This is a genomic window from Malacoplasma muris (assembly GCF_046774425.1).
In the GTDB taxonomy this organism is placed as follows: Bacteria; Bacillota_I; Bacilli_A; order Mycoplasmatales; family Mycoplasmoidaceae; genus Malacoplasma; species Malacoplasma muris.
Genome location: NZ_CP177248.1, coordinates 234,130 through 260,505 on the forward strand (window position 1 = coordinate 234,130; position 26,376 = coordinate 260,505).

At 23.3% G+C, this 26,376-nt stretch carries 25 protein-coding genes and 1 other RNA gene; 18 read left to right on the forward strand and 8 right to left on the reverse strand.

Going from position 1 to position 26,376, the window contains the following annotated elements; genetic code table 4:
- The first annotated feature begins 8 nt into the window (after positions 1 to 8).
- The 5 genes from ACLFO7_RS00985 (at position 9) to ACLFO7_RS01005 (ending at position 4,793) form a co-directional block, all read left to right on the forward strand.
- On the forward strand, positions 9 to 779 hold the full coding sequence (locus ACLFO7_RS00985; RefSeq protein WP_412032487.1) for a hypothetical protein: 771 nt from the start codon (positions 9 to 11) through the stop codon (positions 777 to 779).
- Positions 725 to 1,390 carry a (d)CMP kinase gene (cmk, locus tag ACLFO7_RS00990; protein WP_412032488.1) on the forward strand — a complete coding sequence of 222 codons (666 nt, stop codon included), beginning with the start codon at positions 725 to 727 and terminating at the stop codon, positions 1,388 to 1,390. Before ACLFO7_RS00985 ends, cmk begins: the two co-directional genes overlap by 55 nt.
- The gene (gene der / locus ACLFO7_RS00995; protein ID WP_412032489.1) at positions 1,390 to 2,718 is read left to right on the forward strand and encodes a ribosome biogenesis GTPase Der; all 1,329 of its coding nucleotides are present in this window, start codon (positions 1,390 to 1,392) and stop codon (positions 2,716 to 2,718) included. The genes cmk and der overlap by 1 nt, the downstream gene beginning before the upstream one ends.
- Positions 2,711 to 3,742, forward strand: coding sequence for an NAD(P)H-dependent glycerol-3-phosphate dehydrogenase (locus ACLFO7_RS01000; RefSeq protein WP_412032490.1), 1,032 nt, complete (start codon positions 2,711 to 2,713; stop codon positions 3,740 to 3,742). The genes der and ACLFO7_RS01000 overlap by 8 nt, the downstream gene beginning before the upstream one ends.
- A gap of 73 nt (positions 3,743 to 3,815) precedes the next feature.
- A complete protein-coding gene (locus tag ACLFO7_RS01005) occupies positions 3,816 to 4,793 on the forward strand; it encodes a hypothetical protein (RefSeq protein WP_412032491.1) in 978 nt (325 codons plus the stop codon).
- 157 nt (positions 4,794 to 4,950) lie between these two features.
- Here the strand turns inward: ACLFO7_RS01005 and ACLFO7_RS01010 are convergent, their stop codons facing one another.
- Together ACLFO7_RS01010 and ACLFO7_RS01015 are read right to left on the reverse strand one after the other, a co-directional pair.
- Positions 4,951 to 5,925 (reverse strand): IS30 family transposase, encoded by a 975-nt coding sequence (locus ACLFO7_RS01010; protein ID WP_412032492.1) that lies wholly within the window; start codon positions 5,923 to 5,925, stop codon positions 4,951 to 4,953.
- Positions 5,926 to 6,086: 161 nt separating this feature from the next.
- Positions 6,087 to 6,917, reverse strand: coding sequence for a hypothetical protein (locus tag ACLFO7_RS01015; protein ID WP_412032493.1), 831 nt, complete (start codon positions 6,915 to 6,917; stop codon positions 6,087 to 6,089).
- 164 nt (positions 6,918 to 7,081) lie between these two features.
- Between ACLFO7_RS01015 and ACLFO7_RS01020 the strand changes: the two genes are divergently transcribed.
- From ACLFO7_RS01020 to ACLFO7_RS01035, 4 genes are all read left to right on the forward strand, one after another.
- Positions 7,082 to 8,362 (forward strand): AAA family ATPase, encoded by a 1,281-nt coding sequence (locus ACLFO7_RS01020; RefSeq protein WP_412032494.1) that lies wholly within the window; start codon positions 7,082 to 7,084, stop codon positions 8,360 to 8,362.
- A gap of 1 nt (position 8,363) precedes the next feature.
- Positions 8,364 to 9,050, forward strand: a complete 687-nt coding sequence (locus tag ACLFO7_RS01025; protein WP_412032495.1) for a GDSL-type esterase/lipase family protein — start codon at positions 8,364 to 8,366, stop codon at positions 9,048 to 9,050.
- 576 nt (positions 9,051 to 9,626) lie between these two features.
- Positions 9,627 to 11,567 carry a hypothetical protein gene (locus tag ACLFO7_RS01030; RefSeq protein ID WP_412032496.1) on the forward strand — a complete coding sequence of 647 codons (1,941 nt, stop codon included), beginning with the start codon at positions 9,627 to 9,629 and terminating at the stop codon, positions 11,565 to 11,567.
- A gap of 145 nt (positions 11,568 to 11,712) precedes the next feature.
- The gene (locus tag ACLFO7_RS01035) at positions 11,713 to 13,665 is read left to right on the forward strand and encodes a hypothetical protein (RefSeq protein ID WP_412032497.1); all 1,953 of its coding nucleotides are present in this window, start codon (positions 11,713 to 11,715) and stop codon (positions 13,663 to 13,665) included.
- 41 nt (positions 13,666 to 13,706) lie between these two features.
- Here the strand turns inward: ACLFO7_RS01035 and ACLFO7_RS01040 are convergent, their stop codons facing one another.
- Positions 13,707 to 14,588: an HAD family hydrolase gene (locus ACLFO7_RS01040; protein WP_412032498.1), complete on the reverse strand. Its 882-nt coding sequence runs from the start codon at positions 14,586 to 14,588 to the stop codon at positions 13,707 to 13,709.
- Positions 14,589 to 15,596, reverse strand: a complete 1,008-nt coding sequence (gene trpS, locus ACLFO7_RS01045; protein ID WP_412032499.1) for a tryptophan--tRNA ligase — start codon at positions 15,594 to 15,596, stop codon at positions 14,589 to 14,591.
- Positions 15,597 to 15,682: 86 nt separating this feature from the next.
- On the opposite strand from trpS, the gene ACLFO7_RS01050 reads away from it, so the two are divergent.
- Genes ACLFO7_RS01050 through ACLFO7_RS01060 form a run of 3 tightly spaced genes read left to right on the forward strand, consistent with a single transcriptional unit; the run spans position 15,683 to position 17,287 of the window.
- Entirely contained in the window at positions 15,683 to 16,165 is a 483-nt protein-coding gene (locus ACLFO7_RS01050) for an ArsC/Spx/MgsR family protein (protein WP_412032500.1), read from the forward strand.
- Positions 16,155 to 16,928, forward strand: coding sequence for an NAD(+)/NADH kinase (locus ACLFO7_RS01055; RefSeq protein WP_412032501.1), 774 nt, complete (start codon positions 16,155 to 16,157; stop codon positions 16,926 to 16,928). The genes ACLFO7_RS01050 and ACLFO7_RS01055 overlap by 11 nt, the downstream gene beginning before the upstream one ends.
- A gap of 2 nt (positions 16,929 to 16,930) precedes the next feature.
- A complete protein-coding gene (locus ACLFO7_RS01060) occupies positions 16,931 to 17,287 on the forward strand; it encodes a hypothetical protein (protein WP_412032502.1) in 357 nt (118 codons plus the stop codon).
- A gap of 198 nt (positions 17,288 to 17,485) precedes the next feature.
- On the opposite strand, the gene ACLFO7_RS01065 is transcribed toward ACLFO7_RS01060, so the two are convergent.
- The 3 genes from ACLFO7_RS01065 to ACLFO7_RS01075 form a co-directional block, all read right to left on the reverse strand.
- Positions 17,486 to 18,775 carry a hypothetical protein gene (locus ACLFO7_RS01065; RefSeq protein WP_412032503.1) on the reverse strand — a complete coding sequence of 430 codons (1,290 nt, stop codon included), beginning with the start codon at positions 18,773 to 18,775 and terminating at the stop codon, positions 17,486 to 17,488.
- Between the two features lie 93 nt (positions 18,776 to 18,868).
- Entirely contained in the window at positions 18,869 to 19,495 is a 627-nt protein-coding gene (locus ACLFO7_RS01070) for a superoxide dismutase (protein WP_412032504.1), read from the reverse strand.
- 72 nt (positions 19,496 to 19,567) lie between these two features.
- Positions 19,568 to 21,622 (reverse strand): ribonuclease J, encoded by a 2,055-nt coding sequence (locus tag ACLFO7_RS01075; RefSeq protein WP_412032505.1) that lies wholly within the window; start codon positions 21,620 to 21,622, stop codon positions 19,568 to 19,570.
- Positions 21,623 to 21,866: 244 nt separating this feature from the next.
- Between ACLFO7_RS01075 and ssrA the strand changes: the two genes are divergently transcribed.
- The 5 genes from ssrA to ACLFO7_RS01100 all read left to right on the forward strand — a co-directional run bounded on the left by ssrA (position 21,867) and on the right by ACLFO7_RS01100 (position 24,096).
- Positions 21,867 to 22,256: a transfer-messenger RNA gene (gene ssrA, locus ACLFO7_RS01080) on the forward strand.
- A 72-nt stretch (positions 22,257 to 22,328) separates the two neighbouring features.
- Positions 22,329 to 22,523 (forward strand): hypothetical protein, encoded by a 195-nt coding sequence (locus tag ACLFO7_RS01085; RefSeq protein ID WP_412032506.1) that lies wholly within the window; start codon positions 22,329 to 22,331, stop codon positions 22,521 to 22,523.
- Positions 22,524 to 22,987: 464 nt separating this feature from the next.
- Positions 22,988 to 23,170: a hypothetical protein gene (locus ACLFO7_RS01090; protein ID WP_412032507.1), complete on the forward strand. Its 183-nt coding sequence runs from the start codon at positions 22,988 to 22,990 to the stop codon at positions 23,168 to 23,170.
- Positions 23,171 to 23,387: 217 nt separating this feature from the next.
- Positions 23,388 to 23,648: a hypothetical protein gene (locus tag ACLFO7_RS01095; RefSeq protein ID WP_412032508.1), complete on the forward strand. Its 261-nt coding sequence runs from the start codon at positions 23,388 to 23,390 to the stop codon at positions 23,646 to 23,648.
- Positions 23,649 to 23,679: 31 nt separating this feature from the next.
- Positions 23,680 to 24,096, forward strand: coding sequence for a hypothetical protein (locus ACLFO7_RS01100; RefSeq protein ID WP_412032509.1), 417 nt, complete (start codon positions 23,680 to 23,682; stop codon positions 24,094 to 24,096).
- A 47-nt stretch (positions 24,097 to 24,143) separates the two neighbouring features.
- Here the strand turns inward: ACLFO7_RS01100 and ACLFO7_RS01105 are convergent, their stop codons facing one another.
- The gene (locus ACLFO7_RS01105; protein ID WP_412032510.1) at positions 24,144 to 25,118 is read right to left on the reverse strand and encodes an IS30 family transposase; all 975 of its coding nucleotides are present in this window, start codon (positions 25,116 to 25,118) and stop codon (positions 24,144 to 24,146) included.
- 677 nt (positions 25,119 to 25,795) lie between these two features.
- On the opposite strand from ACLFO7_RS01105, the gene ACLFO7_RS01110 reads away from it, so the two are divergent.
- A complete protein-coding gene (locus ACLFO7_RS01110; RefSeq protein ID WP_412032511.1) occupies positions 25,796 to 26,299 on the forward strand; it encodes a ferritin-like domain-containing protein in 504 nt (167 codons plus the stop codon).
- Positions 26,300 to 26,376 lie beyond the last annotated feature (77 nt).

Consider the following 26,376-nt stretch of genomic DNA (forward strand, 5'->3'; position numbering starts at 1 on the left):
TATTACTTATGATTAATGATTCATTTAAAGAAGAAGACTTATTAGAACCATTTGATGTTGAAGCTACATTAAAGGAAACAAGGGTTAAAAAATATAAGTCATATAGAGTAAAAATTAAAAAAGACTATAATGAACTTGAAAAAGGAAATGCTGAAAAAGATTATTTAAATTCTTTTGAAAAATCAATAAAAAAAATAAATCCTAAGTTAATTATTAACCAAAATGATCCAAAGCAAATGTTTATGGATATAGTAGTTAATGAAACTAGTGCTCATGGTTATCTTGATAAAGCAAAAACAACTTTGAATAAAATAGAAAGCAAAAAATTACAAGACATTATTTTTCAATCATCAAATTATGAAGACAAATTTCAAAGTGATCCAACATTTGATAAAGAAGGTAATTTATCACTTGATTGATTGAAAAATGACTCTAATTTTACTACTCTTAAAAGGTTGCAACAATGAAATAATTTCATGATAAATAATAAACATAATATAGAAAATATTTTAAAAGAAAAAAGTTATGTTTTTAAAACTTCAATTTCTAAAAGTCAAACAGAATCAATCGTTAATAGTATATTACCAAAAAGCATTGAAAAGAAAGCTGTTTATAAAAATGTGAAGTTAAAGAAAATTTTTTATATATTGTTTTTTTTGTTTTTCTTTAATAATTTTATTAATTTTTATATTTTTAATTTTATTATTAGTCTAAGGAGATTATTATGAGTTACAAAATTGCAATTGATGGTCCAGCTAGTAGTGGTAAATCTACTGTAGCTAAGATTATAGCAAAGAATAATGATTTAGTATTTATTTCAACAGGTTATTTATTTAGAGCATATGCACTAATATTAAGAAATAATAATTTACTTGAATCTACTCCAGATGCAGTTATTTCTTTTTTACAAAAAAGAATGATAGAAGTAAAAAATGAAAGATTGTTTATTGATGGAAAAGATTATACAAATGAATCAAAATCTGAACAAATTTCTGATTTTGCATCTGATTTAGCTACTAAAGACTATATTAGAGCTTACTATAATCATGTTGTTCAAGAAATGATTGAAAATATGAATGTTGTAATGGATGGTAGAGATATTGGTACAATAATAATGCCAAATGCTAATTTAAAAATATATCTTACAGCATCTATAACTGAACGTGCTAGAAGAAGAACAAAAGAATTAAAAGAATTAGGTAAAAAAGTAAGTTTTTATAAAATATGGCTTGATATATGTAAAAGGGATTATGTAGACAAACATAGAAAAATTGCTCCATTGAAAAAAGCAAAAGATGCAATTTTAATTAAAACAAATAAAAAATCTATTCAAGAAGTTGTTGATGCAATACAAAAGCATATAAATAATACAAGAAAAGTAGAAAAATAATGTTAACAGTAGCAATTGTTGGAAAACCAAATGTGGGCAAATCTACTCTGTTTAATAGAATTATCAAAAAAAATAAGTCTATTATTGATGATTTACCTGGTGTTACACGTGATCGTATTTATGCAAAGGCAACTTGACTAACAAAAGATTTTTATTTAATTGATACAGGTGGACTAACTCAAAATAATTTTGATTTTAAACAACAAATAGAAACTCAAGTTTCTTTTGCCATTGAAGAATCAAACATTATTATTTTTTTAGTTTCTAGTAAAGATGGAATTAATACAGATGATCTATATGTAGCTAAACTTCTTAAAAAAAATAAAAACAAAAAAATAATTATAGTTTCAAATAAAAGTGAATCAGCACAAGTAAATGAAGCTGAGTTTTATAAACTTGGCTTTGGGAAACCAATATTTATTTCATCATCTCATGGTATTGGAATAGGTGATTTGTTAGATAAAATAGTAAGTTATGATACTGGAAATATTAAAGATAGTGAATCATATAAGTTTTGTATAATTGGTAGACCAAATGTTGGAAAATCATCACTTGTAAATGCTATCCTTAATAAGGAAAGAGTAATTGTCTCTGATATTGCTGGAACAACAAGAGATGCAATTGATACTGATTTTAAAAAAGATAATAATTTATATACAATTATAGACACTGCTGGGATTAAAAGAAAAGGTAAAATAGGTATAGGTGTTGATAAATATGCTTTTATTAGAGTTGAACAATCTATTCATAGAAGTAATTTAATTGTTGTTTTATTGGATGGAAGTCAAGAATTTAATGAGCAAGATGAAATAATTGCAGGTCTTGCATATAAAGCAAATATACCATGTATTATTGCTGTTAATAAATGAGACCTTGTTTCAAAAAATGAATTTACTATGAGAGAGATGGAGAAAAAAATAAAAGCAAAATTTCAATTTCTATCATGAGCACCAATAGTATTTTTTAGTGCAAAAGAAAATAAGAGAATTTCAACATTGTTTGATAACATTCTTAATATTCAAGAAAATGCAACAAAAAAATTTTCTTCAAAGGTTTTAACTGAAGTAATTGCAAGGGCACAAATGTTAAATAATCCACCAAGTTTTAAAACTGGAAGAATTAAAATTAATTATGTAACTCAAGTTAATGGTCAGATTCCTACATTTGTATTGTTTTGTAATAATCCTAATTATTTGCATTTTAGTTATGCAAGATATTTAGAAAATGAAATAAGAGAAAAGTTTGGTTTAAACAATGTTCCTATAACATTGTATTTTAAAAAGAAAACAGAAGATTTAAGAAAAGGTAAAGATTTTGATTATGAATAATAAAATTGCAATTTTAGGAACAGGAGCTTGAGGGACTGCTTTATCTTGTTGTTTATCTAATAATGGGTATGAAGTGGAAATGTGAGGTATTAATCCTAGTGAAATAAAAGATTTAAATTCAGGATATAATAGAAAATTTTTTGGAAATAAGAAATTATTTGCAAAAGTAAAAGCTAATATAGATTTACAAGAAGTAATTGAAAATGCAAAATATATTTTACTTGCTATTCCATCAACATTCATTATTGAAGTGTTAGATAAAGTTAAACCTTTTATGAACAATAAGAATAAATATATAATCATTAATGTTGCAAAAGGTCTTGATCCAATAACAAATAATGTATGAAGTAAATCAATTTATAAAAATCTGAAAAAATATAACATAGATTTAGCCACTTTAATTGGTCCATCTTTTGCCATAGATGTTTTTGAAAAAAAACCAACAGTTGTAAATGTTGTTTCTAAAAAATTGGATGTTGCAAAAGATGTTGCACAATTATTTAATTCTGATTTTTTTAAAGCTGTACCTTGTAAGGATGAAATTGGATCGCAAATTCTAGCATCTTTGAAAAATCTTTTAGCAATTGCAATAGGAATTTCTGAGGAAAATCATAATTCTATTAATACTATATCTGCACTATTGACACAAGGAGTTAATGAAATGCAATTGATTGCTAAACATATGGGTGCTAAGGATAAAACAATTTTACAGTTTTGTGGTATTGGTGATATATTTTTAACTTGCACTTCAAATAAATCTAGAAATTTTACATTTGGAAAGCAAATTTTTAAAAATGGTCTTGATAAAGTTTTAAAAGAAAATAAAGCAACAGTAGAAGGATATAAAGTTTATCCAATTGTTAAAAAAATAATAAATCAAAAGAAATTAGATGTTCCTGTTTTTAAACTTATAATAAAAGTTTTAGACAAGAAACTTGAACCATCAAAGTTTGTAGATACAGCATTAGATGATTTGATGTGAACTGAAATAAATAATCCAAAAGATTCACAAAAAAATAAATAATATAGTTTTAACTATAAATTTATTAGATAATAATATATGTATAAAAACACTTTAATAGAAAGGGATAATTCTTATGACAAATAAAAATAAAAAATTAATGGGCATGAATATATCAATTGCATGCATGTCTATTCTTGGTATTATTTTTTTATTGGTTGGTTTATTAATTAATTATGTATTTAATAATGAAACTAATGTATCTAAAACTATAATGCTTATATTTACAGCGCTTTCTTGTGTTTCTTTTATTTCTGTAGCAGTGCTTGCTGTTGTTTCATGTTTTAAATCTAGAGAAATTAGTAACAAAGAATTAGAAGATAATATTTCTGAAGTGCAACATATGGCTTCTCATGAATCATTAAATGCATATGAGTATGAAAACATGAATGTTCAAGAAAATTTTCAAAATGATAAATTGGCAAATAAAAACATAAATAATAATCAAGTTGAAAATTATTTTGAAGAAAACAGTATTGTTTTAGAGCAAAATAATGTTGCAAACCAAGATTCAAATATTAATGAACAAGTTGTGTCAACTTTTCCTTCATTTAATCAAAGAAACAGTGTATCTTTAGAAAATAATCAAGAATCACATGTAGATGAAAATATCCCAGATGCTAGCAACCCCTTTGTAAATGTTCCTATTATAAATAATGCTATTGTAACTTCTAATGTAGAGCAAAAAGTCAATAATAGAGAAAATACAATTATTGAAAAACCAGCTATAGTAGAAAATGAAAATGTAAGTGAAAATTCTTATAATGTTCCATCTGCTCAACCAATGCCTACTGTTATTCAACAACCACAATTTTCAAATAGACCAAAACCTACATATATACCTGGATCAAAACCAATGCCTAAGCCTTTAGCAAGACCTATTTCATCTAGTAATTTTAATAGTAGACCAGTATCACAAAATGTGCCATTGCCAAACAAAACTCCTTCAACAAGCACACTTCAACAAAAACCATTACCTAAAATTGTTGCTACTCCAAGTAGTAGTAATTCAGAAAATAATAATTCTATATTTTCATCTAGATTTAAAAAATAGTTACTTTTTAGTTTGATTAAAAATCAAACTTTTTTTATTTAAAAATAAAAAAACTATAACTTTTAAATAGCTATAGTTCCCTGAATGAAATATGAAGTGCAACATCATAATAGCACAACTTATAACTCATAGCCAATAAAATGGTTATGAGTTTTTATTACCTTTCTATATAATGTTTATTTATTTCATGACTTGATTTAAAACCAAACATTTTTCTTGGCATGAAGTTTATCCTATTTTGTAGTCTAACTACATCATCATCTGTTAATAAATCAAAGTTTGTTCCTTTTTTATAAAATCTTCTAATAATACCATTAGCATTTTCATTGCTTCCTCTTTGAAATGAAGCATATGGTTCACAATAATAAATTTTGCAATTTAATCAATAGGCAAGGATTCCTATTTTATTAAACTCAATTCCATTATCTATTGTGATTGTTTTTACTTTTAAATTATTTTCTTCAACCAATTTTTTAATTGTTGAATTTATTGTAAAAGAATTTTTATTTTTGACTTTAATAATATATGTCATTCTTGTAACTCTTTCTACTAGAGTTAGCAAATTACTATATCCAGCTTTTCTTTTTCCAATAATTAAATCTGCTTCAAAATGTCCATACTCTTCTCTTTTTTCTATTTTAGAAGGTCTAGCTCAAAAAGGAAATACATATTTTTCATCAAATTTAGAAAACATACCTTTATGTCTTTTTCTTCCTTTTACATATCCTTTTCTGAGTCTATCTGATCTTTTTAATTTTCATCTATTGGATTTTATTCAATTAAAAACCTGTCTAGAACTTGGTGTTTTGACACAAGGATAATTTTTTTTAATATAATGACAAGTTGCTTCAACTCCATGATCTATTTTTCTAAATTTATCTAAAAATAGATCTGTAAAGCTTTTGTATCTATCAAGATAAAAAGCATGAGAATTTCATTTTCTATTTAAATATTTTTTATGAGCATTATTAGAATTATATATTCCACAAGATTCATTTCTTTTTAATTCTCTTGATATTGTAGATCTATGTCTATTCAATTCTTTTGCAATTGAATTTAAAGATCTTCTTTCTTGGTAGAACATAAATTCAATTAATGCTCTTTCTTTTTCTGATAAATGGTTGTATAACATAGTGGGTGTCTCGTTGTTGTGAAAAAATAAGGGCACCTTTTTCTTTTGTCCTATTTTATGTAAACAAAAAAATGAAGTGCACATATATTTTACAATATGTGTTGCACTTCATATTTCAATCGAGCAAACTATAACTTTTAAATAGCTATAGTTTTTAAATATTATTTATTTTCAATTAGTTTAATATTTTTGAAATCAATTTCTACAATTTTTTTAAGTTCTTGAACATATTTTTGATCAAGGTTTTGTAATTTTATAATTATATTAAAATTTAAAAAATATCTAAAAATAATATTATTAATTTGTAGTATTGATCATCTATCTGCATCACTTAAAACTTCAGCTTTATCAAAAATGATATTATCGATTATTGAATCTTTTAATTTCATTTTAGCTTTAGCTTTTTCAAGTTGTTTATTCATTTTTTGTTCAGTTTTAACAACAAAACCAAATTTGATCATATAATCAATTTTTTTCATTACATAATCTTTAATTGCAAGTCCTTTGTTTTTAGGAATCACTTTAGTTATTATTCATAAATAAAATATTCCAATTATTAATGTAATTACTGTAAATACTAGTGCTACTATTGTGTTGCCTGTTCCAAAAGCTTTTTGTCATGCTTCCCCTACAGTTTGCACTGTTGATCCAGCTTTTCCAATATTAATTGTGGCATTAACTGCATCAATAATTGGAGATGCGACTCCTGTTATTAAACAAACAACAAAGGCAATAAGTGAAATTCAACAAATAAAATCAATTAATAATATTCAAATTGGTCTTTTTATAATAGAATTTGTATTATGTCTAAAATGATTTGATCTCATTAAAAATGAAATTATTATGTAGCAGAATTTATTTCCATATCTTAAACGATAATCTAATTGACTATTCAATCATGTGAAATATCTGTCAGAAGTGAATAGATTACTAGATATGCAACTATTTTTATCAATATTTTCAATATTGTTATTTGTTATTATTAATTCCATAATTTTCCTTTTATCTAATAAGACTAATATATTTTATTACAATAATCACTAATTTATTTTATAGTTATAGTAACAAACTTATATTTTATGTATTCATAATATAAATTAATAATGATTATTAATTCATATTAAAATGAATATATATTATATCAATGGAGATTAATATGCTATTAAAATTCAGATTCAAAAATTATTCATGTTTTAAAGAATGACAGGAAATAGATTTGTTAGATTTTGCCACTTCTTTAGATAAAATATGTGCCTCTCCAGTGAGTGGTATTATAGGAACTAATAAAAGTGGTAAATCATCAATAATTAAATTGTTGCAAGTATCCATTGATTTTCTAAAACATTTTTTAAATTATGAAAAAACTGTAGATTTTAATCCTAATAGAAACCAAAGTATATCAGCAAAATCCAATCCCTTTGTATTCAATAATTTTTCAAATATATTTAAAAAAACTACAGAAGAAATTCAAGAAATTAATAATACTGTAGAAGAACAAAAGGAAATTTTGGAAAGTAATCAATGACTTGATGAGAATCATAATTTAAGCAAAAAAACAATTAAAATAAATAATGAATATGAACCTTATAATGCATGTATTGAATTGTTTTTTTTAGATTCTACTACATTATATAAATATGAATTAAGTTTTAATCATCTTTATTCTGAATATGAGAGATTATCAATTTCAGAAAATAATGGTGATCAAGAAATTAAATGAAAATATATTTATAAAAAAGAAAATCTTACATATGATGTGATTAACCAAGAAGAAACATGTGTTTATAGTATAGATTTAGACCTAGATTTTTTAAAAGTAAAAAAAGAACCTTCATTTATTCATATTAATAAGAAAAATTCATTAATAAGTTATATAAAAAGTATTTCTCAGTCAAATGCATTAACAAATTTTTTAAAATTATATTCTAATGTTGTGTTTGTAGATGAAAATAATTGACAAGGTATTTATAAAACATATAACATTGATAAAGATTATTTAAAAAGAAATAAAAGTAAATTTATTTTAGCTTTAAACACTTTGGGTTTTAATGTTGTTGATTTTAGTGTAAATCAAATAAACATAAATTCATTTTATTTGATGATTGGCAAAAAGAACATTCATGAAAAAGTTATGTACATAAATAGTGAATATGAATCTGAAACCTTAAATAAGGTAATACACATTTTATATTATGTGTTTAATGCTTTAGATAATTCACAAGTATTAGTGATGGATAATTTAAATAAATCACTAAATCATGATATTGTTGCTTATATTATTGATTTGTTTAATAAACAAGAGGGAGATATTGATAATAAAGCTCAATTTATATTTACTATGAATAGTAAATATGAAAATGATTTAATAGGAATATGTCAATCTACAAATAGAGTTGAATCAGATGATGTTGAATCTAAAATAAAGAGGGTAATATAATATGTCAGATAGAATACAAAAAAAAATATTATGTTTTGGTGATAGTAATACTTTTGGTTATAATCCATCAAACAAACAGAGATACAACAATAATGAGAGATGAACAAAGCTTTTAGAAAAAATATTAAATGATAAAAATAACTCATCTTATGAGTACAATGTTATTGAAGAAGGTAAAATTGGTAGAAGTATGTTTATTTCATTAAATATGAAAGAATCACAACCAGCAATTATTGAATTTCCCATTATTTATAATAAATATGCACCAGTTGATTATATTGTCATATGCTTAGGCACAAATGATTTAAGAAGTGACTTTAATTTAGATAGTATTACTATAGCAACTGGGGTTGAAAAAATTATTAAGTTAATTCAAAGAATAGATATCACTAAAAATGCAAAAACAGTTTTAGTATGTCCGCCAAGATTAAGTGATGATTTTAATTTAATAAAATCTTTTAATTTTGATAAGTTTTCAACTGTTAAATCATATGATTTACCATTGCTATATAAAGAAGTTGCAAATATGAATAATTGTTTATTTATGGATGCTGGATCATTTGCAAAAGTATCTTCAGTTGATGGTGTTCATTTTTCAAATATAGATCATGAAAATTTTGCAAGAGAAATAGCACAAGTTATATATGAACATGAAACAAGATATAACAATAATGAAGACTCAAAATAAATAATATATGTCACTTAAAAGTTTTTTAATTATATATATAAATCTAAATATTATACAAGTTTGCTATTAGTTAATGTATAAATTAATATTTTGGGTTAATATAAAATCCCCTAAAGGTGATTAATTTAGGGGATTGTGGTTTAATATTCACATCTTTTGATTGTATAGAAATGTTATATTAAAAATTGTATTTTATTAATAACTTTTTATATCTTTGTAATTTTTCCGTATTATTGTTTAATATATATTTCCTTTGTACTTATTGAACTTTAATTAATATTAGATTTTTGCAATCCTTTCTGATCTAGTTATTCTATTGATATTATATATTCAGCGCATTATTCTTTTTCATAGCTAAGTCTAAACCCATCTATCATTAGTTATTTATTTATGCATTGAATTAATAGATTTTAAACCACAATTAAATTATTTCCTCAATGATTTAAAAAATATTATTAAGTCATAAAAGTCTCACTAAGAATATAATGTATTTAAACATTATATTTTTTTTATTATTATTTTAAACTTCATGGTTGATATATAATAGAATTATTAATTTGGAGTTTTTTATTTTTTATGAATATAAAAGTTAAATTAATACTCTACCCAACAATATTATTTTCAGCTTCTCTAATACCAAGTATTAGTATTTTTAATGCTGTACAAAATAATATTTGTGGAAGCCAAGAGAGAGAGAGAGAGAGAGAGATACTCTTTACTAATAATGAATTAAATAATAATTATAATGAAGAATTTGAAGTATGAAAAAATACAATTATAGAATCATCAGATAACACAAATGTGAAAGTATTTTTTACTCGTAACATCACGATGGGTTATCAACAAGCACTAATTGCTACAAATTATATGTTACAAAGCAAAAAAGAAAGAACAGGTTCTGATGAGATTGTATGATTTGTAGACTATGATTTGTATGATATACAAAAATATAATTTTAATCATTATAATCAAAAATATGGTTTACAAGACAGTACTAAAAATATATCTAGTAAATATAATTTTAGTTTGTGATCTAGATTGGGAAAACAATTTTCAAATATAGACACTACAAATAAAGATGATAATTATAGAATTAGGCCATCAGAGTACCAAATAGGAAATTTTCTGGAAAACTATGTAAAAAAGTATGGTGATAATGTCAAGTTTGATGTTTGGGTTCCAGATATTTCACTTGTTGATATGTGAAAATCAGGAATTAAAGCACCAACAGCAACAAATTTTTATGCTTTTTTTAAACATGTTAATAAATTTAATATAATTACTGATGGAAATTGACAGACTTTAAATTTAGCTACAACAATGGTTGATAGATTGAATAAATCATCATATGTACAAATGACAACTGAAGAAATGGATAATAATGTTAAATTATTTCAGAGTGATGTTGATAATAGTTATTATTCTGAATTTAGAAAACATGATTTATATGATTATTTGCATTATAGTAAAATGATTACTGTATTTCATACAAAAGGATATACAAATTCACCATATTATGTTTATCCAGAAAATAAAACATTATACACAGCAAATTCTATTGATTATGATTATGTTTCAATGTCAGAGAATTATTTTGCAAATGATGAAGTAAAAAAGAATCAGTATATAACAGATTTTGAAACATTTTTTAATATTCAAAATAATAAATCTATAGTAGATTTTGTTTGAAAAAATGTTGAAAATTATGATCCTAAAAAGAAAAATATAATTTGAATGGGAGATTCTTTAATTAGACCAGATGCAAATGGTAATGAAATTTATAGATATAAAGAAAAAGAAGAAGAGATAAATAAAACAATTCAAGCACATGTTAAAAAATTTCCAACTAGTGAATATAACTATTTTGTAAAACATCATCCTTCTTTTGATCGCGAATATCAAGAAAATTTAAATCAATATTTATTTAAGGATATAATTAATCCTATTTGTATAAATCCACTACCTTGAGAAACATTTTTATCATGAGATCATAAAATGCAAGTTAATAATAAAGATGGTAAATATAATCCATTTTTTAGTGAATGATCAAATTCTTCAAAGTTTCCAAATACAAAATTAATTGGAATACAATATACTACAACAACTGTTCAGACCACAGCATTTTATCTTGCTAAAACATACAAAATGAATTTAGATCAAATTTATAAGTCTATTGGTATTAGTGATTGACCAATACCAATGACTTTTGATATTGTTAAAAGAACAACAAGTTATTCAGTTGATGCTAACAAGCAATATAAAATTAATTGTGACAAAATAGATGATATTTATGCGCCATTTTATTATCTAAATGTATTTCCTGATTATGTAAAAGACAGAATGCCTACTTTATCATATATAAATAAATTGGGAATTGATTTTTATTTAAAAAATGAGTCAATGAATAATACAACAATTATTTTAGCTACTTCTATTCCAACGATTTCAATTATTTTATTGTGTTTTGTAATAAGTATATTTATATTTAAAAAAAATAAGAAATGTAAATTTAAGTAATTAGTACAAAATAAAGATCATAAAATTAAATTTTAGAATTTTTTAATTAAATATATGAAATCAATATCATATTTTTTATTATTCTTATTTCAAACTCCATGAATGATATATAATAAAATTATTAATTTGGAGTTTTTTATTTTTTATGAATATAAAAGTTAAATTAATACTCTATCCCACAATATTATTTTCAGCTTCTCTAATACCAAGTATTAGTGTTTTTAATGCTGTACAAAATAATATTAATAAAATAAAGAGTAGAGAAAAAATAAAGGAGAATGAAACAATTGTTTCTAATTCTCAATTAAGTAGTAATCCTAGTGCAGAAATAGGAGTATGAAAAAATACAATTACAGAATCATCAGATAACACATATGTAAAAGTATTCTTTACACGTAATGCTACAATTGCTTATCAACAAGCATTAATTGCAACAAATTATATGTTGCAAAGCAAAGAACAAAGAACTGGTTCTGATGAAATTGTATGATTTGTAGACTATGATTTGTATGATTCAAAAAAATATAATTTTGATTATTATAATCAAACATATGGTTTACAAGATAGTACTAAAAATATATCTAGTAAATATAATTTTAGTTTGTGATCTAGATTAGGAAAAGAATTTTCAAATGTAGACACTGCAAATAAAGATGATAATTATCAGGTTAGACCAACTGATTATCAGATAGGAAATTTTTTGGGATATTATATCCAAAAATATGGTCAAAATGTTAAGTTTGATGTTTGAGTTCCAGATATCTCACTTGTTGATATGTGAAAATCAGGAATTAAATCAACAACAGCAACAAATTTTTATGCTTTTTTTAAACATGTTAATAAATTTAATATAATTTCTGATGGTAACTGACAAACTTTAAATTTAGTTACAACAATGGTTGATAGATTGAATAAATCATCATATGTACAAATGACAACTGAAGAAATGGATAATAATGTTAAATTATTTCAGAGTGATGTTGATAACAGTCATTATTCTGAATTTAGAAAACATGATTTATATGATTATTTGCATTATAGTAAAATGATTACTGTATTTCATACAAAAGGATATACAAATTCACCATATTATGTTTATCCAGAAAATAAAACATTATATACAGCAAATTCTATTGATTATGACTATGTTTCAATGTCAGAGAATTATTTTGCAAATGATGAAGTAAAAAAGAATCAGTATATAACAGATTTTGAATCATTTTTTAATATTCAAAATAATACTTCTATTAGTGATTTTGTTTGAAAAAATATTGAAAACTATGACCCTAAAAAGAAAAATATTGTCTGAATGGGAGATTCTTTAATTAGACCAGATGCAAATGGTAATGAAATTTATAGATATAAAGAAAAAGAAGAAGAGATAAATAAAATAGTTGAAGCTTATACTAAAAAATTCCCAGTTAGTGAATATAACTATTTTGTGAAACATCATCCTTCTTTTGATCATAAATATCAAGAAAATTTAAATGATTATTTATTTAAAAATATGATTGAACCAATTTGTATGAATCCTTTTCCTTGGGAAATATTTTTATCTTGAGATCATAAAATGCAAGTAAATAATACTGATGGTAGTTATATTCCATTTTTTAGTGAAATATCAAATGATGCAGAGTTTCCAAATACAAAACTAGTTGGGATACAATATACTACAACAACTATTCAAACTACAGCATTTTATCTTGCTGCAACATATAATATGAATTTAAATCAAATTGATAAATCTGTTGGTATTGGTGATTGACCAATACCAATGACATTTGATATTGTTACAAGAACAACAAGTTATTCAGTTGATCCAAATAAGCAATATAAAATTAATTATGAAAAAATAAATGATATTTATGCCCCTTTTTATTATTTACATGTATTTCCAGATTATGTTAAAGAAAGTGTGTCCACTTTATCATATATAAATAAATTAGGAATTGATTTTTATTTAAAAAATAAACCAACGAATAAGAGTGTAACAATTGCTTTAGCTGCTGCAATTCCAACTATCTCAATTATTTTATTATGTACAATAATAGGGATAATTATATATAAAAAAAAGAGTAAAAAAAATAAACTTAACTAATTTATATGAAAAATCCTACAATTCTAAATTGTAGGATTTTTTTAAATCTTTGGTAACATCAAATTAAATATATTAATTAATTCTCTAGCAACACCATCATTATCATTATCATGTTGAGTTATTTTGCTTGAAATTAATTTTAATACACCTCTACTATTTTTCATTGCATAACCATTAATACTTGCATTAATAATCATTTCTAAATCATTCTCACCATCACCAAATGTATAACAATTGTGAAGGGGAATAGCATAATAACTTGATAAAAACTTTAGAATTGTACCTTTATTTGAAAAAATTGAATTAATTTCAAGAACTGTTCCTTCGTCATCATGAGGGACGCTCCAACTTCTTACTATCAATGTACTTGTTATAGCTTTTATTTTAAAAGACAATTCATCCATTTTTCTTTTATCTTTTATATATATTAGAATAGAGTTTATATCTTTGTTAATTTTTTTTGTATCCTTAATAGTTATATATTGAACTTTTTCACTTGAATCAATATGAAATTTTTTAAGAAATTCTTTACTAATAAAAGGATTGAATTTATTTGATGCAATGTATGCGCCATCAATATTTTCAATTAATATACAACCTACATTATCAATGATAAATTTATCACTTAAAATGTTTTTTACCACATCTTTTGAAAAAGTTAAGTTGATTGGTAAAAAGTGTTTATCGGTTGGATTAGTTAATATAGATCCATTTAAATTTGCTATAATACTTTTTAACCCTAATTTTCTATATATTTGAATAGAAGAGCGCAAAGGTCTACCTGTAGCAATGCAGACTATATGACCAAGAGAAGCAATTTTTTTTATTACATCAACTGTTAACTTTGATAATTCCTCTTTGCTATTTAGTAAAGTGCCATCAAGGTCTGTCAAAATTAATTTTCTTTCATATCCATTTTTCATTTAATTACCAACTTTTAATCCTAAAATTTTATGAATTTTATCTATTTTTTTTGCTGCGATTTTTTGACATATTTGTGCATTTTTTTGTAATTGCTTGTCAAAATCTACATTCTTAATTATTTCATAATATTTGTCTTGTAACTCTTTTATGTGGTTACAAACAATATCAGCTAAATCTTTTTTAAAATCTCCATACTTTTTATTTTTATATAATAACTCAATATCATTAATAGATTTATTTGATAGACATGAATAAATTATTATTAAGTTACTTACACCTGGCTGATTTGTTTGATCATACTTAACATTATCAAAAGAGTCTGTTTTTGCAGACATAATTTTTTTTCTAATGTTGTCAATAGGTTCTAATAAAAAAATTGTTCCTTTTGTATTTTCATTTGATTTAGACATTTTTATGTCTGGATTTTGTAAATCCATAATTTTTGCACCTTTTTCAGCAACATATATGTTTGGAACTTTAAATATATCTTCTTTATATTTTTTGTTAAATCGAATTGCAATATCTCGTGTTAATTCCATATGTTGAGTTTGGTCTTTTCCTACAGGCACTATATCTGCATCATATAGTAAAATATCAGCAGCCATTAGTGTTGGATAAACAAATAATCCTGTTGGGATGTTTTGTGTTCCATTTGCCATTGCCATTTTTGAAGACTTATCTTTAAATTGAGTCATTCTATTTAACTCTCCCATGTAAGTGTGACACAATAAAAGATAAGATAAATGTGAGTGTTCAATAACATCTGATTGATAAAAAATTATATTATCATAAGGATTTAAACCACAAGCCATATATAATGCTGCAATAGATTTTTTGTTTTGTTGCAATTCTTTGGGATTAAAATCTTTTGTTATTGCATGTAAATCTGCTATAAATATCATTAGTTTATTATCTTTTTGAAAATTTATAATGTTTCTTAAAGCGCCTAAATAATTACCAATTGTTATCATATTTGTGGGTTGTATACCAGATAATACTATTTTCACATTTCCTCCTTTCCTATTGTGCTATTGGTTATAATTTATTGTACAATAAATACTAGTACATTAATAAAATAATATGGAGATTAAATATGAGAATACTTTATTGTTTAAGTAATTGTAGAGGCTCTAGAATAGCTGAACAATTTTTAACAAAACATTCATACGAATTTATTAAGAAAAACTTGTCATATGAACCAATCAAAGATACTGAATTATTAGATATGGATTCTTTAATTCCAAATGGTGTTATTGATCTAATTAATCCACATTCTTGATATATAGTAGAAAATAAAATTAGTTATAAAAATTTATCTAAAAGAGAATTAATAGATTTAATTATTAAGAATCCACAAATTTTGTCATACCCAATTTTATTGCAAACAAATGGTAATAAAGAGCCAAGAAAATTAATAGTTGGATTCAATGATCAAGAGTGATTAATTTTTGAAAAAGAAGTAAAAACTACTAGATATTATAATAATCTTTCAAAATTATATAAATTTAATAATTGTTGTTATTTTGATGAAGTAAATATTGAAAATTATAATAAAACTCAAAACAATGGAAAATAAATATTTTTTTGTTATTGACAATAATTCATCTAAGTCACTATTGTTAAAAAAGAAATTGAATTCAATTTTATGTAAGGAAAATTGAGTTGAAAATGAAGAAAAAAGTGAATTTATTTTTGTAATTGGTGGGGATGGAACATTTTTAAAAAATGTAGATAAATATTCTGATAAAAAAATTGTTGCTATAAATGGTGGTAATCTTGGTTATTTTTCTTCTTTCAATTCCAAAAATATTGATAGTATTTTAAAAACGATAAAAAATGAGAAGTTATTTAAAAATATATTAATGCTAAATGTTAATATTGATAACAATAATTATTGAGGTTTAAATGAAGTTTATATTTGTAGTGATACAACATTAAAAACAAATATATATATTTGTCATCAAAAGTTAGAGTTATTTAAAGGAACTGGATTAATGGTGAGCACTCCAATGGGTAGCACAGCACATAATAAAAATGCAGGTGGAGCTATAATTTGACAAAATGAAAATTTAATACAATTATTAGAGGTTCATCCAATAACTCAAAAAAAATATTCAACATTAAAATCGCCATTAATATTGAATTATAATTCAACAATTGAATTAATAAATGCATCAAATGATTTTGGAAATATTATTATTGATGGAAAGAAAATAAAAGATTGTTTTATTAATAAAATAAAAATTACAACTGAATTCTCACATTTTAAGGTGTGTGTTCCAACTACATTGAAGCCTTATATCCAAAAGTTAAGAGATTCATTTATTAGGGAGAAATAAATATGAATAAATTTAGTCTATGAATGTTTTATATATTTACATTTGGTATTGGATATATTGTTTTAAAAAATAAAGCTAAAAAACAAGCTACATTAACAAATACAGAATTAACTGTAACACATACAATTCCAATAGATGTAAATCAATTTATAAGTTATGTTGGTGGTATTGAAAACATAACTAGTACAAGTGCATCAATTAGTTCGATAAAATTAAATGTTAATGATACAAATATCATAGATGTTGATTCTATTAAAAAAATTGGTGCTAAAGGTGTTATGTTATCTGATAAATGTGTTACATGTTTATTTGGAGATTTTTCAAAAGAATTATCAAATAAAATAAATAGTATGATTTAAATTAAACCAATTTTTCAACAAAAATATGAAGTGCAATATCATAATATACAACTCATAACTCATAGCCAATAAATGGTTATGAGTTTTTATTACCTCTTTATGTATTGTTTATTTTATAATTAGATTTAAAATATTATCTTGGTATTTAATTATTTTATTTTGAAATAAAATCACATCATTACCAATTAATAAATAAAACTATTTATGTCTGTTTATGTAAATGAAATAGAAAAAAAGTCTTTCTATTAAATATTGGTTATCAAGTTTTAACAATTTAATATTTACAGATTCATTTTTAACTATCTCTATTATGTCATTATCTAAAGAATTTGTAAGATTATATTTTAAACCATAAATTTTTATTACAGATGTATTAGGATTGTTAATGATTGACAATATTTCCTGCTCTGTAAGAAATAAATTATCAAATCATTGATTTTCTTTATTTGGTGTTAATAATCAAGAATAATATTCATTAGACTTATGTAAAGCAAAATTATCACTTGTACCTTTAGAAATGATATTTAATTTTGTTATATAATCATTTTTTGTATTATTTTGTTTCCCAAAATTGGCTAAAAATAAATTGTAATTGTTTGGGTATTCAAGATAAAAATTGTAATTGCATGAATTATTTTTTTTATTTAAACTTAATCACTGAAGTTTAATTAATGTTTTCATAAATGTTTTAATAGATAATGGATTATTTGTTGTGTTTTGTCATTTATCAAAGCCTTTATAATCAAAGTTCTTCAAGAATTTACTCATTGTTATATAGTATTGATTAATTGATTCATTATAATCAAATATCAAAAATAAGATTAATTCTGAAACAAGGGATAATATCTCTTCTTTAAAAAATAAAATTTGATCAGCTGTGATATCATTAATACTATTTATAAAATTAATTTCTCTATTATAGTTGCTATTAAAAAAATTTAAATTATCAATGAATGTTTTGTTTTTATGATTTTCTTTAATTGTATGATTCGCATTAAATGAATCAATTGATAATAAATTGTTTTCATTTTTGTTTAAAACATTATATTCTTCATCATTAAAGTAAATTGGCATAATGTAGTAATCTTGTTGATAATAAGATAAGCATTGTCTTATATATTCTTTCATTATTGAATTTTTTAAAACTTGAGGATAAATATTAGACTTATCGAATAGTAAAATTTCTACAAAATTTTTATATTCTTTTGTACTAAGTAAATCAAGATTTGTAAATATTTTTTTATAAGCATCCAAAAATGATTTGTTATTTAATATTTCTGCATTCATAAAATTATTTAGGTTATATTCATTTGCTATGTTTTGGCTTCCTTTACAAATAATAATTTTATTTTTAAGATCATCATTATCCTTAGATAACATTTCATTTGATTCATTTAAATTTTTTATTTCTCTTTCTTTTTCATCTAATTGATCATAAAGAGATAAAATTAATTTTTTTCTTCCAAATAATTTGATTTTTCTTTTCATAACATAAAGATTATAACAATACAAGAATGAATATTAATAAAATATAGTCTATTAAGCTTTAAACTTAACTAGACTATATTTTAATTTTTAATATTATTTATCACATTCAAGAATTAATGTTCCATCTGCTAATTTTTCTACATTTTCTCAATTAATTACATTGAAAAAAGCTTTAATATAATCAATTCTTTTGTTTTGATATTTTAAATAGTATGCATGCTCTCAAACATCTAATCCTAAAATTGGTTTTAAACCATTCATAAGTGGTGAGTCTTGATTTCCAGTACTAATAACTGATAATTTGTTACTTTTGTCTACTACTAATCAAGCTCATCCACTTCCAAATCTTGATTTAGCAGCATTTTCAAACTGTTCTTTAAAATTTTCATATGAACCAAAATCTCTATTAATTCAATCTAACATTCTTTGATTAGGATTAGGATTGTTTGTTATTTTCATCACTTGTCAAAATAATGAATGATTATGATGTCCGCCACCATGATTTCTTACAGCTACTTTTACTTCATCTGGCAATGAATCAAAATTGCTTAAGATTCTACACAAAGGCATTTTTTGCAATTCTGGGTGATTTTTAATTCCAGTATTTAACCCATCTACATAAGCTTGGTGATGTCTTGTGTAATGTATTTCCATTGTAAGAGCATCAATGTGTGGTTCTAATGCATCATATGCATAACCAAGTTCTGGCAATTTAAACATAGTTTTCTCCAAATATTATTTATTTAATAGTATATTATAATAAATAAACATAAGTTATTAATAACTTTATGACTATATATTAAATACAGTTGTTATCACAATTGGATTTTTTCTTTTATTCTTTCATACAAAAGAAGAAATTATTTTTTTTACAGTTTCTTCTATACTTTGATTATTTAATTCATTTTCTTTTTTCAAAGAAGTCAAAATTTCATCTTTTATTGAATGTGATATTTTTGACATTAAACCTGAATCATTTTTAGCATAGAAGCATCCTCTTGTACTTAACATGGGATTTTTATATAATGTTTTATTTTTTTTATCTATACAAATTAATGCCATAAAAATTCCATCTTCAGATATTAATTTTCTATCTTCAATTAATTCATAAGCATGCTTTGAAGGAAATTTACGATCTATTAATAGTGGTGTAGTGTCTACGCAATAATTTGTAAGCTTTAATGTTTTATTGCTAAGTTCTAATTTTTGACCATTTGTAACAATAATAATTTGCTCAGGTTTAAAACCAACACTTATAGCATTATCTTTCATTGAATTAAGCATTTTAGCTTCTCCATGTATTGGAACAATATAATTTGGTTTAATCAATTTCATCATCATTTGTTGCTCTTGTCTTGTAGCATGTCCTGAAGCATGAATTTTAAAATTTGGAGAATGCTGAATAACATTAACACCCAATTTAAATAATTTATTAACTAGATTTTCAACATTTTTAAAGTTTCCAGGTATTGGGTTACTAGATAATAGAATTGTATCAGAAGGTTTTAAAGAAATTTTGGCATACTTGCCTTCAGCCATTAAATTTAATGCTGCCATTTCTTCACCTTGTGAACCAGTTAAAACAACAAGTACATTGTTATCAGTTCCTAACTCTTTGCTTGAAACAAAATCAGTTTCACTTAATTTTATGTAACCAACTTTTCTAGAAGTTTTAATATTTGCTTCCATGGATCTTCCCATAACACATATTTTTCTTCCCAAATTTATTCCAATTTCTATTATGGTTTCAATTCTTCCAAGGTTTGAAGCAAATGTAGAAACGAAAACTCTTCCTTTAGATGAACGAATAATTGATTCAATGTTTTCAATTATTTTGTCTTCTGTTTCACTAAAACCTGGTTGATCACTATTTGTGGATTCTCCTAAAAATACATCAATTCCTCTATTAGACATTTCAATTATTTTGTGAATGTTTGTGTCATCAGAATGTTTACCAAAATCAAAACGGTAATCACCTGCACTCATAATATTTCCATTAGGTGTTTTTATACACATACCAAAACAGTCAGGTATTGAATGACATACTCTAAAAAAATCAATTTCAAAGTATTTAGATTTAATATTAGAATTGTCATCATAAACAATAATTTCTGGTGGATTATTTATTTCTTTAAATTCACTTATTTTTCTCTTTATTAATTCAGCTGCTAATAATGGAGCCACAATTTGCTCAACTTGAGTCAACATTATCAAAAATGCAACACCACCTATATGATCTTCATGTCCATGAGTTATAAGTAATTTGTTAATTTTTTTATTGTTTTCTTTAAAGTAATCAAGATTAGGAATTATTCCATTAACACCTAACATATTTGCACTAGCAAATTTAATTCCAATGTCTACAACAATGGTTTCATCATTGTGTTCAACAACATACATGTTTTTTCCAATTTCTTCTAATCCACCCATTGCAAATATATATGTTTTATCTTTCTCATTATTATCTTTGTTTGAAGCGATTAAGTCCTTATTTTTTTCATAATTTACTTTTTCTTCATCACTTATTTGAGTAATGATAATTCTCTTTTCTGTTTGCTTTTTAAAATCTTTACTAATAGAATCATCACTTTGATTTAAAGACTCTTTATTATCACTTTTTGAAAGTGATTTTTTTTCTTCAATAATGTTGTTGCTTTCTAAGTTATTGATTTCAAATTGTTGATTTGAATTAATTTCTTGATTATTTTGATTATCATTTGTGATACAAATTGTTTCATCATTTTGTTTTTTGCTATTTTGTGAATCATTATTTGAATTTTTAGAATTTTGATTTTTATCTTGAAATTCTATTTCAATTTCATCAAGTTTTTTGTATTCATTATTCATATTATCTCCTTAATTAACAAAAATTAGTAAACTATTATAATGTTGTTATAAATTTACTTGTAAGAGTTTATATAGTTAAGATCTAAAAAATGTTAATTTTTATTTACTATTATAATAATATATTTTTAGTAATATTATGAATAATTATTTAAATTCTATTAAGAAAATTAGAAAATTATGAAAAATATTGATATTTTTTATTTTATATGGATTTTATATATTCAACCTATATAATAATAACTATGGGGATGTCACGGTTTCGACATGAGCAAAGGATCCTTAAATGCAGTGGGGTATGCCCCTTACAGCTGACGAGGTAGAATAAATGCTAACTCTAAAGAAGAAAGTGTTGAATTAGATTCTTTCGAAATCAACGCTATCAGCCAACAAGCAAATTTTGCAATTGCATAATTTAAACTATTGGAACATACTTGTTTTGTCTCCATTACAAATAAGTATTATTTAATTGGATAGTTATACTGATTTCTATAAGGTATAATGAAATCTATAGGATTACTTAAGTGCGGGTTGTTCTAAGCCTATGTGTTTAAGGAAATATTAAATTAGAACTAAACTGTAGAATTTATTGAAAATTTGTTTGTGGAAACGGGTTCGACTCCCGTCATCTCCACCAATTATATTTCCACCCATTAGAATATTCTAATGGGTTTTTCATTTTTGTAAAAAATGTCAGTTTATAATTCTAATGAATGTATTCATAAGAAACCACATTTATGTTATTAAAATGCTGAACAAAGAATTGAGAATGAATTTTGAAAAATATAAACAAAATAAAGCTTACATTAATTTATTTGAAAGAATAAAAGCTGATTTTTATAATAATGGTTGTAATCAAGAGAATATTAGATTATATAAAAGTGGTAATGTTTGAATATTTTAACACTCTTAAACAACAATCTTTATTAAACCAATAGTACCAAAATGTTTTATTATAAAATAGATGTTTTAGATGTAATTTATGATAAGTTCAATATTGATATACCAATATATATGAAAATTGATAAGAACGGATAATTAATCATGATTTTATTAGAATGTCTGATGAAGATGCTATATTAAAAGATAATGTAATGATTGAGTCTTGATTCACTATACTTGCAGTAAATAATAATTTAATATAATAAAGATATTGTTATAGTAAAACTAATATATGTTAAAAATGGTTTTTGAACAAGTATAAGATTTACCATTATAGCAGAAGTGATAATTGGAAGAAATTTAGTAGTAGATGAAGGAATGTAGTTATAAAATTTCAGATAATACTTTAGTTTGCGGTAGCCTTTATAGATACATAAAAAATATTTAATGAATTACTATGTGTTATGTTACTGTATGGGTGTGAATATGTATACTCATGTAGATTTTGTGTTAAAAAGTTTATTTTTATCTTATATAGTATTATCAAGCTCATTAACTCCTGTTGTTGCAAATCAAGGTGTTCAACAAAGAGCTGATCAAATATCTCTAAATAATAATGATATTCTTATCAACTCTAATGTAATTGATAATATTCAAAATACTATTTAAAAGAATAAAGATTTATTTTCATATGAAATTAATAATTTTTATAATAGTTTAATGAATGGTAGTGAAATTAATAATGAAGAATTAATTAAATTACAAAATGTTATTTATATAAATGAAATTGAATCAAGATCATGAAATAAATGATGATAAATTTGTGAGTTAATTTAACAAAAGGAAAAACTGATTATTATTTAAATTCTTATACAAATACAAAGATGTGTCTAATGCATTTAATTCTGTTGGTGCAGTACTTGATGATTTATCAACAAATCTAGGTGAAATTGGTGGACAAGCTGGCAGAAGCATGTTAAGTTCATTTATGTCTCTTATATCTACTATTTCTAAAATAGCAAGTTCATTAATTGTAGGATTTAATGGTTTTGTTAAGTATAACTTTATTAGATTATTAGCTGATAGAGGAAATGGCGTTGTTTTATTTAGATTTATTTTTGGTTACTTTATGTTAGAATGTGTCTAGGTTATGAAGTTAGATACTAATTAGTTTTTGTATGATAAAACAAGTAAATATTAATTATTTAAAATCATTATGTATTGGTAGTTTTATATCAACAATTTGAATATGTTTTTCATTAATATATACAATATTATTTTCTATTAATGATATTGATAAATTATTTAAATTAGATTTGTCTAATTTAAATAATTTTGATTTATGAGGAATACCTATAATATCTTTTATAATATTTTGGACTATGATGTTTTTTATTGGTTTTTATCTTATATCATATTTAAATATATTATGCTTTGCATATCATTTGTTTAAATATACACAAGATAAAAAGTATATTTTAGGATATTTTATATTTGTCTCTTCTTTTTTATATTTTCTTTTAAAAAAATCTAATACAACAATAAATAATGTTGATAATAGATCCCTGAATGAAATATGAAGTGCAACATCATAATAGCACAACTTATAACTCATAGCCAATAAAATGGTTATGAGTTATTATTACCTTTCTATATAATGTTTATTTATTTCATAACTTGATTTAAAACCAAACATTTTTCTTGGCATGAGGTTTATCCTATTTTGTAGTCTAACTACATCATCATCTGTTAATAAATCAAAGTCTGTTCCTTTTTTATAAAATCTTCTAATAATACCATTAGCATTTTCATTGCTTCCTCTTTGAAATGAAGCATATGGTTCGCAATAATAAATTTTGCAATTTAATCAATAGGCAAGGATTCCTATTTTATTAAACTCAATTCCATTATCTATTGTGATTGTTTTTACTTTTAAATTATTTTGTTCAACTAGTTTTTTAATTGTTGAATTTATTGTAAAAGAATTTTTATTTTTGACTTTAATAATATATGTCATTCTTGTAACTCTTTCTACTAGAGTTAGCAAATTACTATATCCAGCTTTTCTTTTTCCAATAATTAAATCTGCTTCAAAATGTCCATATTCTACTCTTTTTTCTATTTTGGAAGGTCTAGCTCAAAAAGGAAATACATATTTTTCATCAAATTTAGAAAACATACCTTTATGTCTTTTTCTTCCTTTTACATATCCTTTTCTAAGTCTATCTGACCTTTTTAATTTTCATCTATTGGATTTTATTCAATTAAAAACCTGTCTAGAACTTGGTGTTTTGACACAAGGATAATTTTTTTTAATATAATGACAAGTTGCTTCAACTCCATGATCTATTTTTCTAAATTTATCTAAAAATAGATCTGTAAAGCTTTTGTATCTATCAAGATAAAAAGCATGAGAATTTCATTTTCTATTTAAATATTTTTTATGAGCGTTATTAGAATTATATATTCCACAAGATTCATTTCTTTTTAATTCTCTTGATATTGTAGATCTATGTCTATTCAATTCTTTTGCAATTGAGTTTAAAGATCTTTTTTCTTGATAGAACATAAATTCAATTATTGCTCTTTCTTTTTCTGATAAATGGTTGTATAACATAGTGGGTGTCTCGCTGTTGTGGAAAACTAAGGGCACCTTTTTCTTTTGTCCTATTTTATGTAAACAAAAAAAATGAAGTGCACATATATTTTACAATATGTGTTGCACTTCATATTTCAATCGAGCATCTAATACAACAATAAATAATGTTGATAATAGATTTAATTTTAGAAATATTTACATATTGTATTCAATATATGTGGGTCTAGTAATTTCTTTAATTTCATTTGGTATGTATTTCACTCTTTTAAATAGATTTAATATAGTAACTGAAAAAAGTATAGGAATATTAATATCAGCTATCACTATTTTTAATATAGTATTATCTTCAATAATATTTATGTATAGTATTCTTTTATTAATATTTGCTTTCTTAAGAGTAGATAGGTACTATGATTATTGACAACAACCAACCAAATATTTAAAAATTTATTTATTTGCACCTTTTTGTGCATCAAATATTATTTTGAAAAATGCATTATAGTTTCTGATTTATTATAATTAATCACCAATCAAAATATGAAGTATACATATATAAAATATATGTGTACTTTATTTTTTTGTAAAAATAATATGTTTAAACTTTGCTTATTTTATTTATGTAAATTTAAAAATTAGTAGTAATATTAAATATGGTTATATTAATAATTTTTCAACCATAGAAAAGAGTTAAATTTATGTGAAATAAAGATAAGAAAATGTTTGAATTGTTAAACACTCATTATAATCTAGAACAAGCTGCTGCAAATATGTATACAGGTATTGCAACTAGAGCACAAAAAGAAGGTTATGATAATACATCAAAATTTTTTAAAAAATTATCTGATGACAAGATTAAAGCTCATTTACCAAGAATGTATGATTATTTTAATAGTGTTGATGAATTAATAACTATTAACAAATATTCTGTTCCAAAACATCTAAATGATAAAGATGTAAAAGCAATGGTAAAAGAAGCGCTAGATAATGAGTTGCAAATAAGAAAACATGTTACATATATAGTAGAGTATGCATTGTCAATTAAAGACTTTGAAACTTATGAATTTTTACAATGATTTGTAAAAGATGCTATTAAAGATGTAAAAGATGTTGATGATATAAATACATATTTTGAATTAGGAACATCTCCTTTACAAATTGAAAGAGCTATTGGTAATAAATTAACTAATGATGAAGAATAATTTATAAATTCCTATTGCATTAATAGGATTTTTTAATCACTATTTATATTTTGAATATAAATAGTGATTTTTTTATG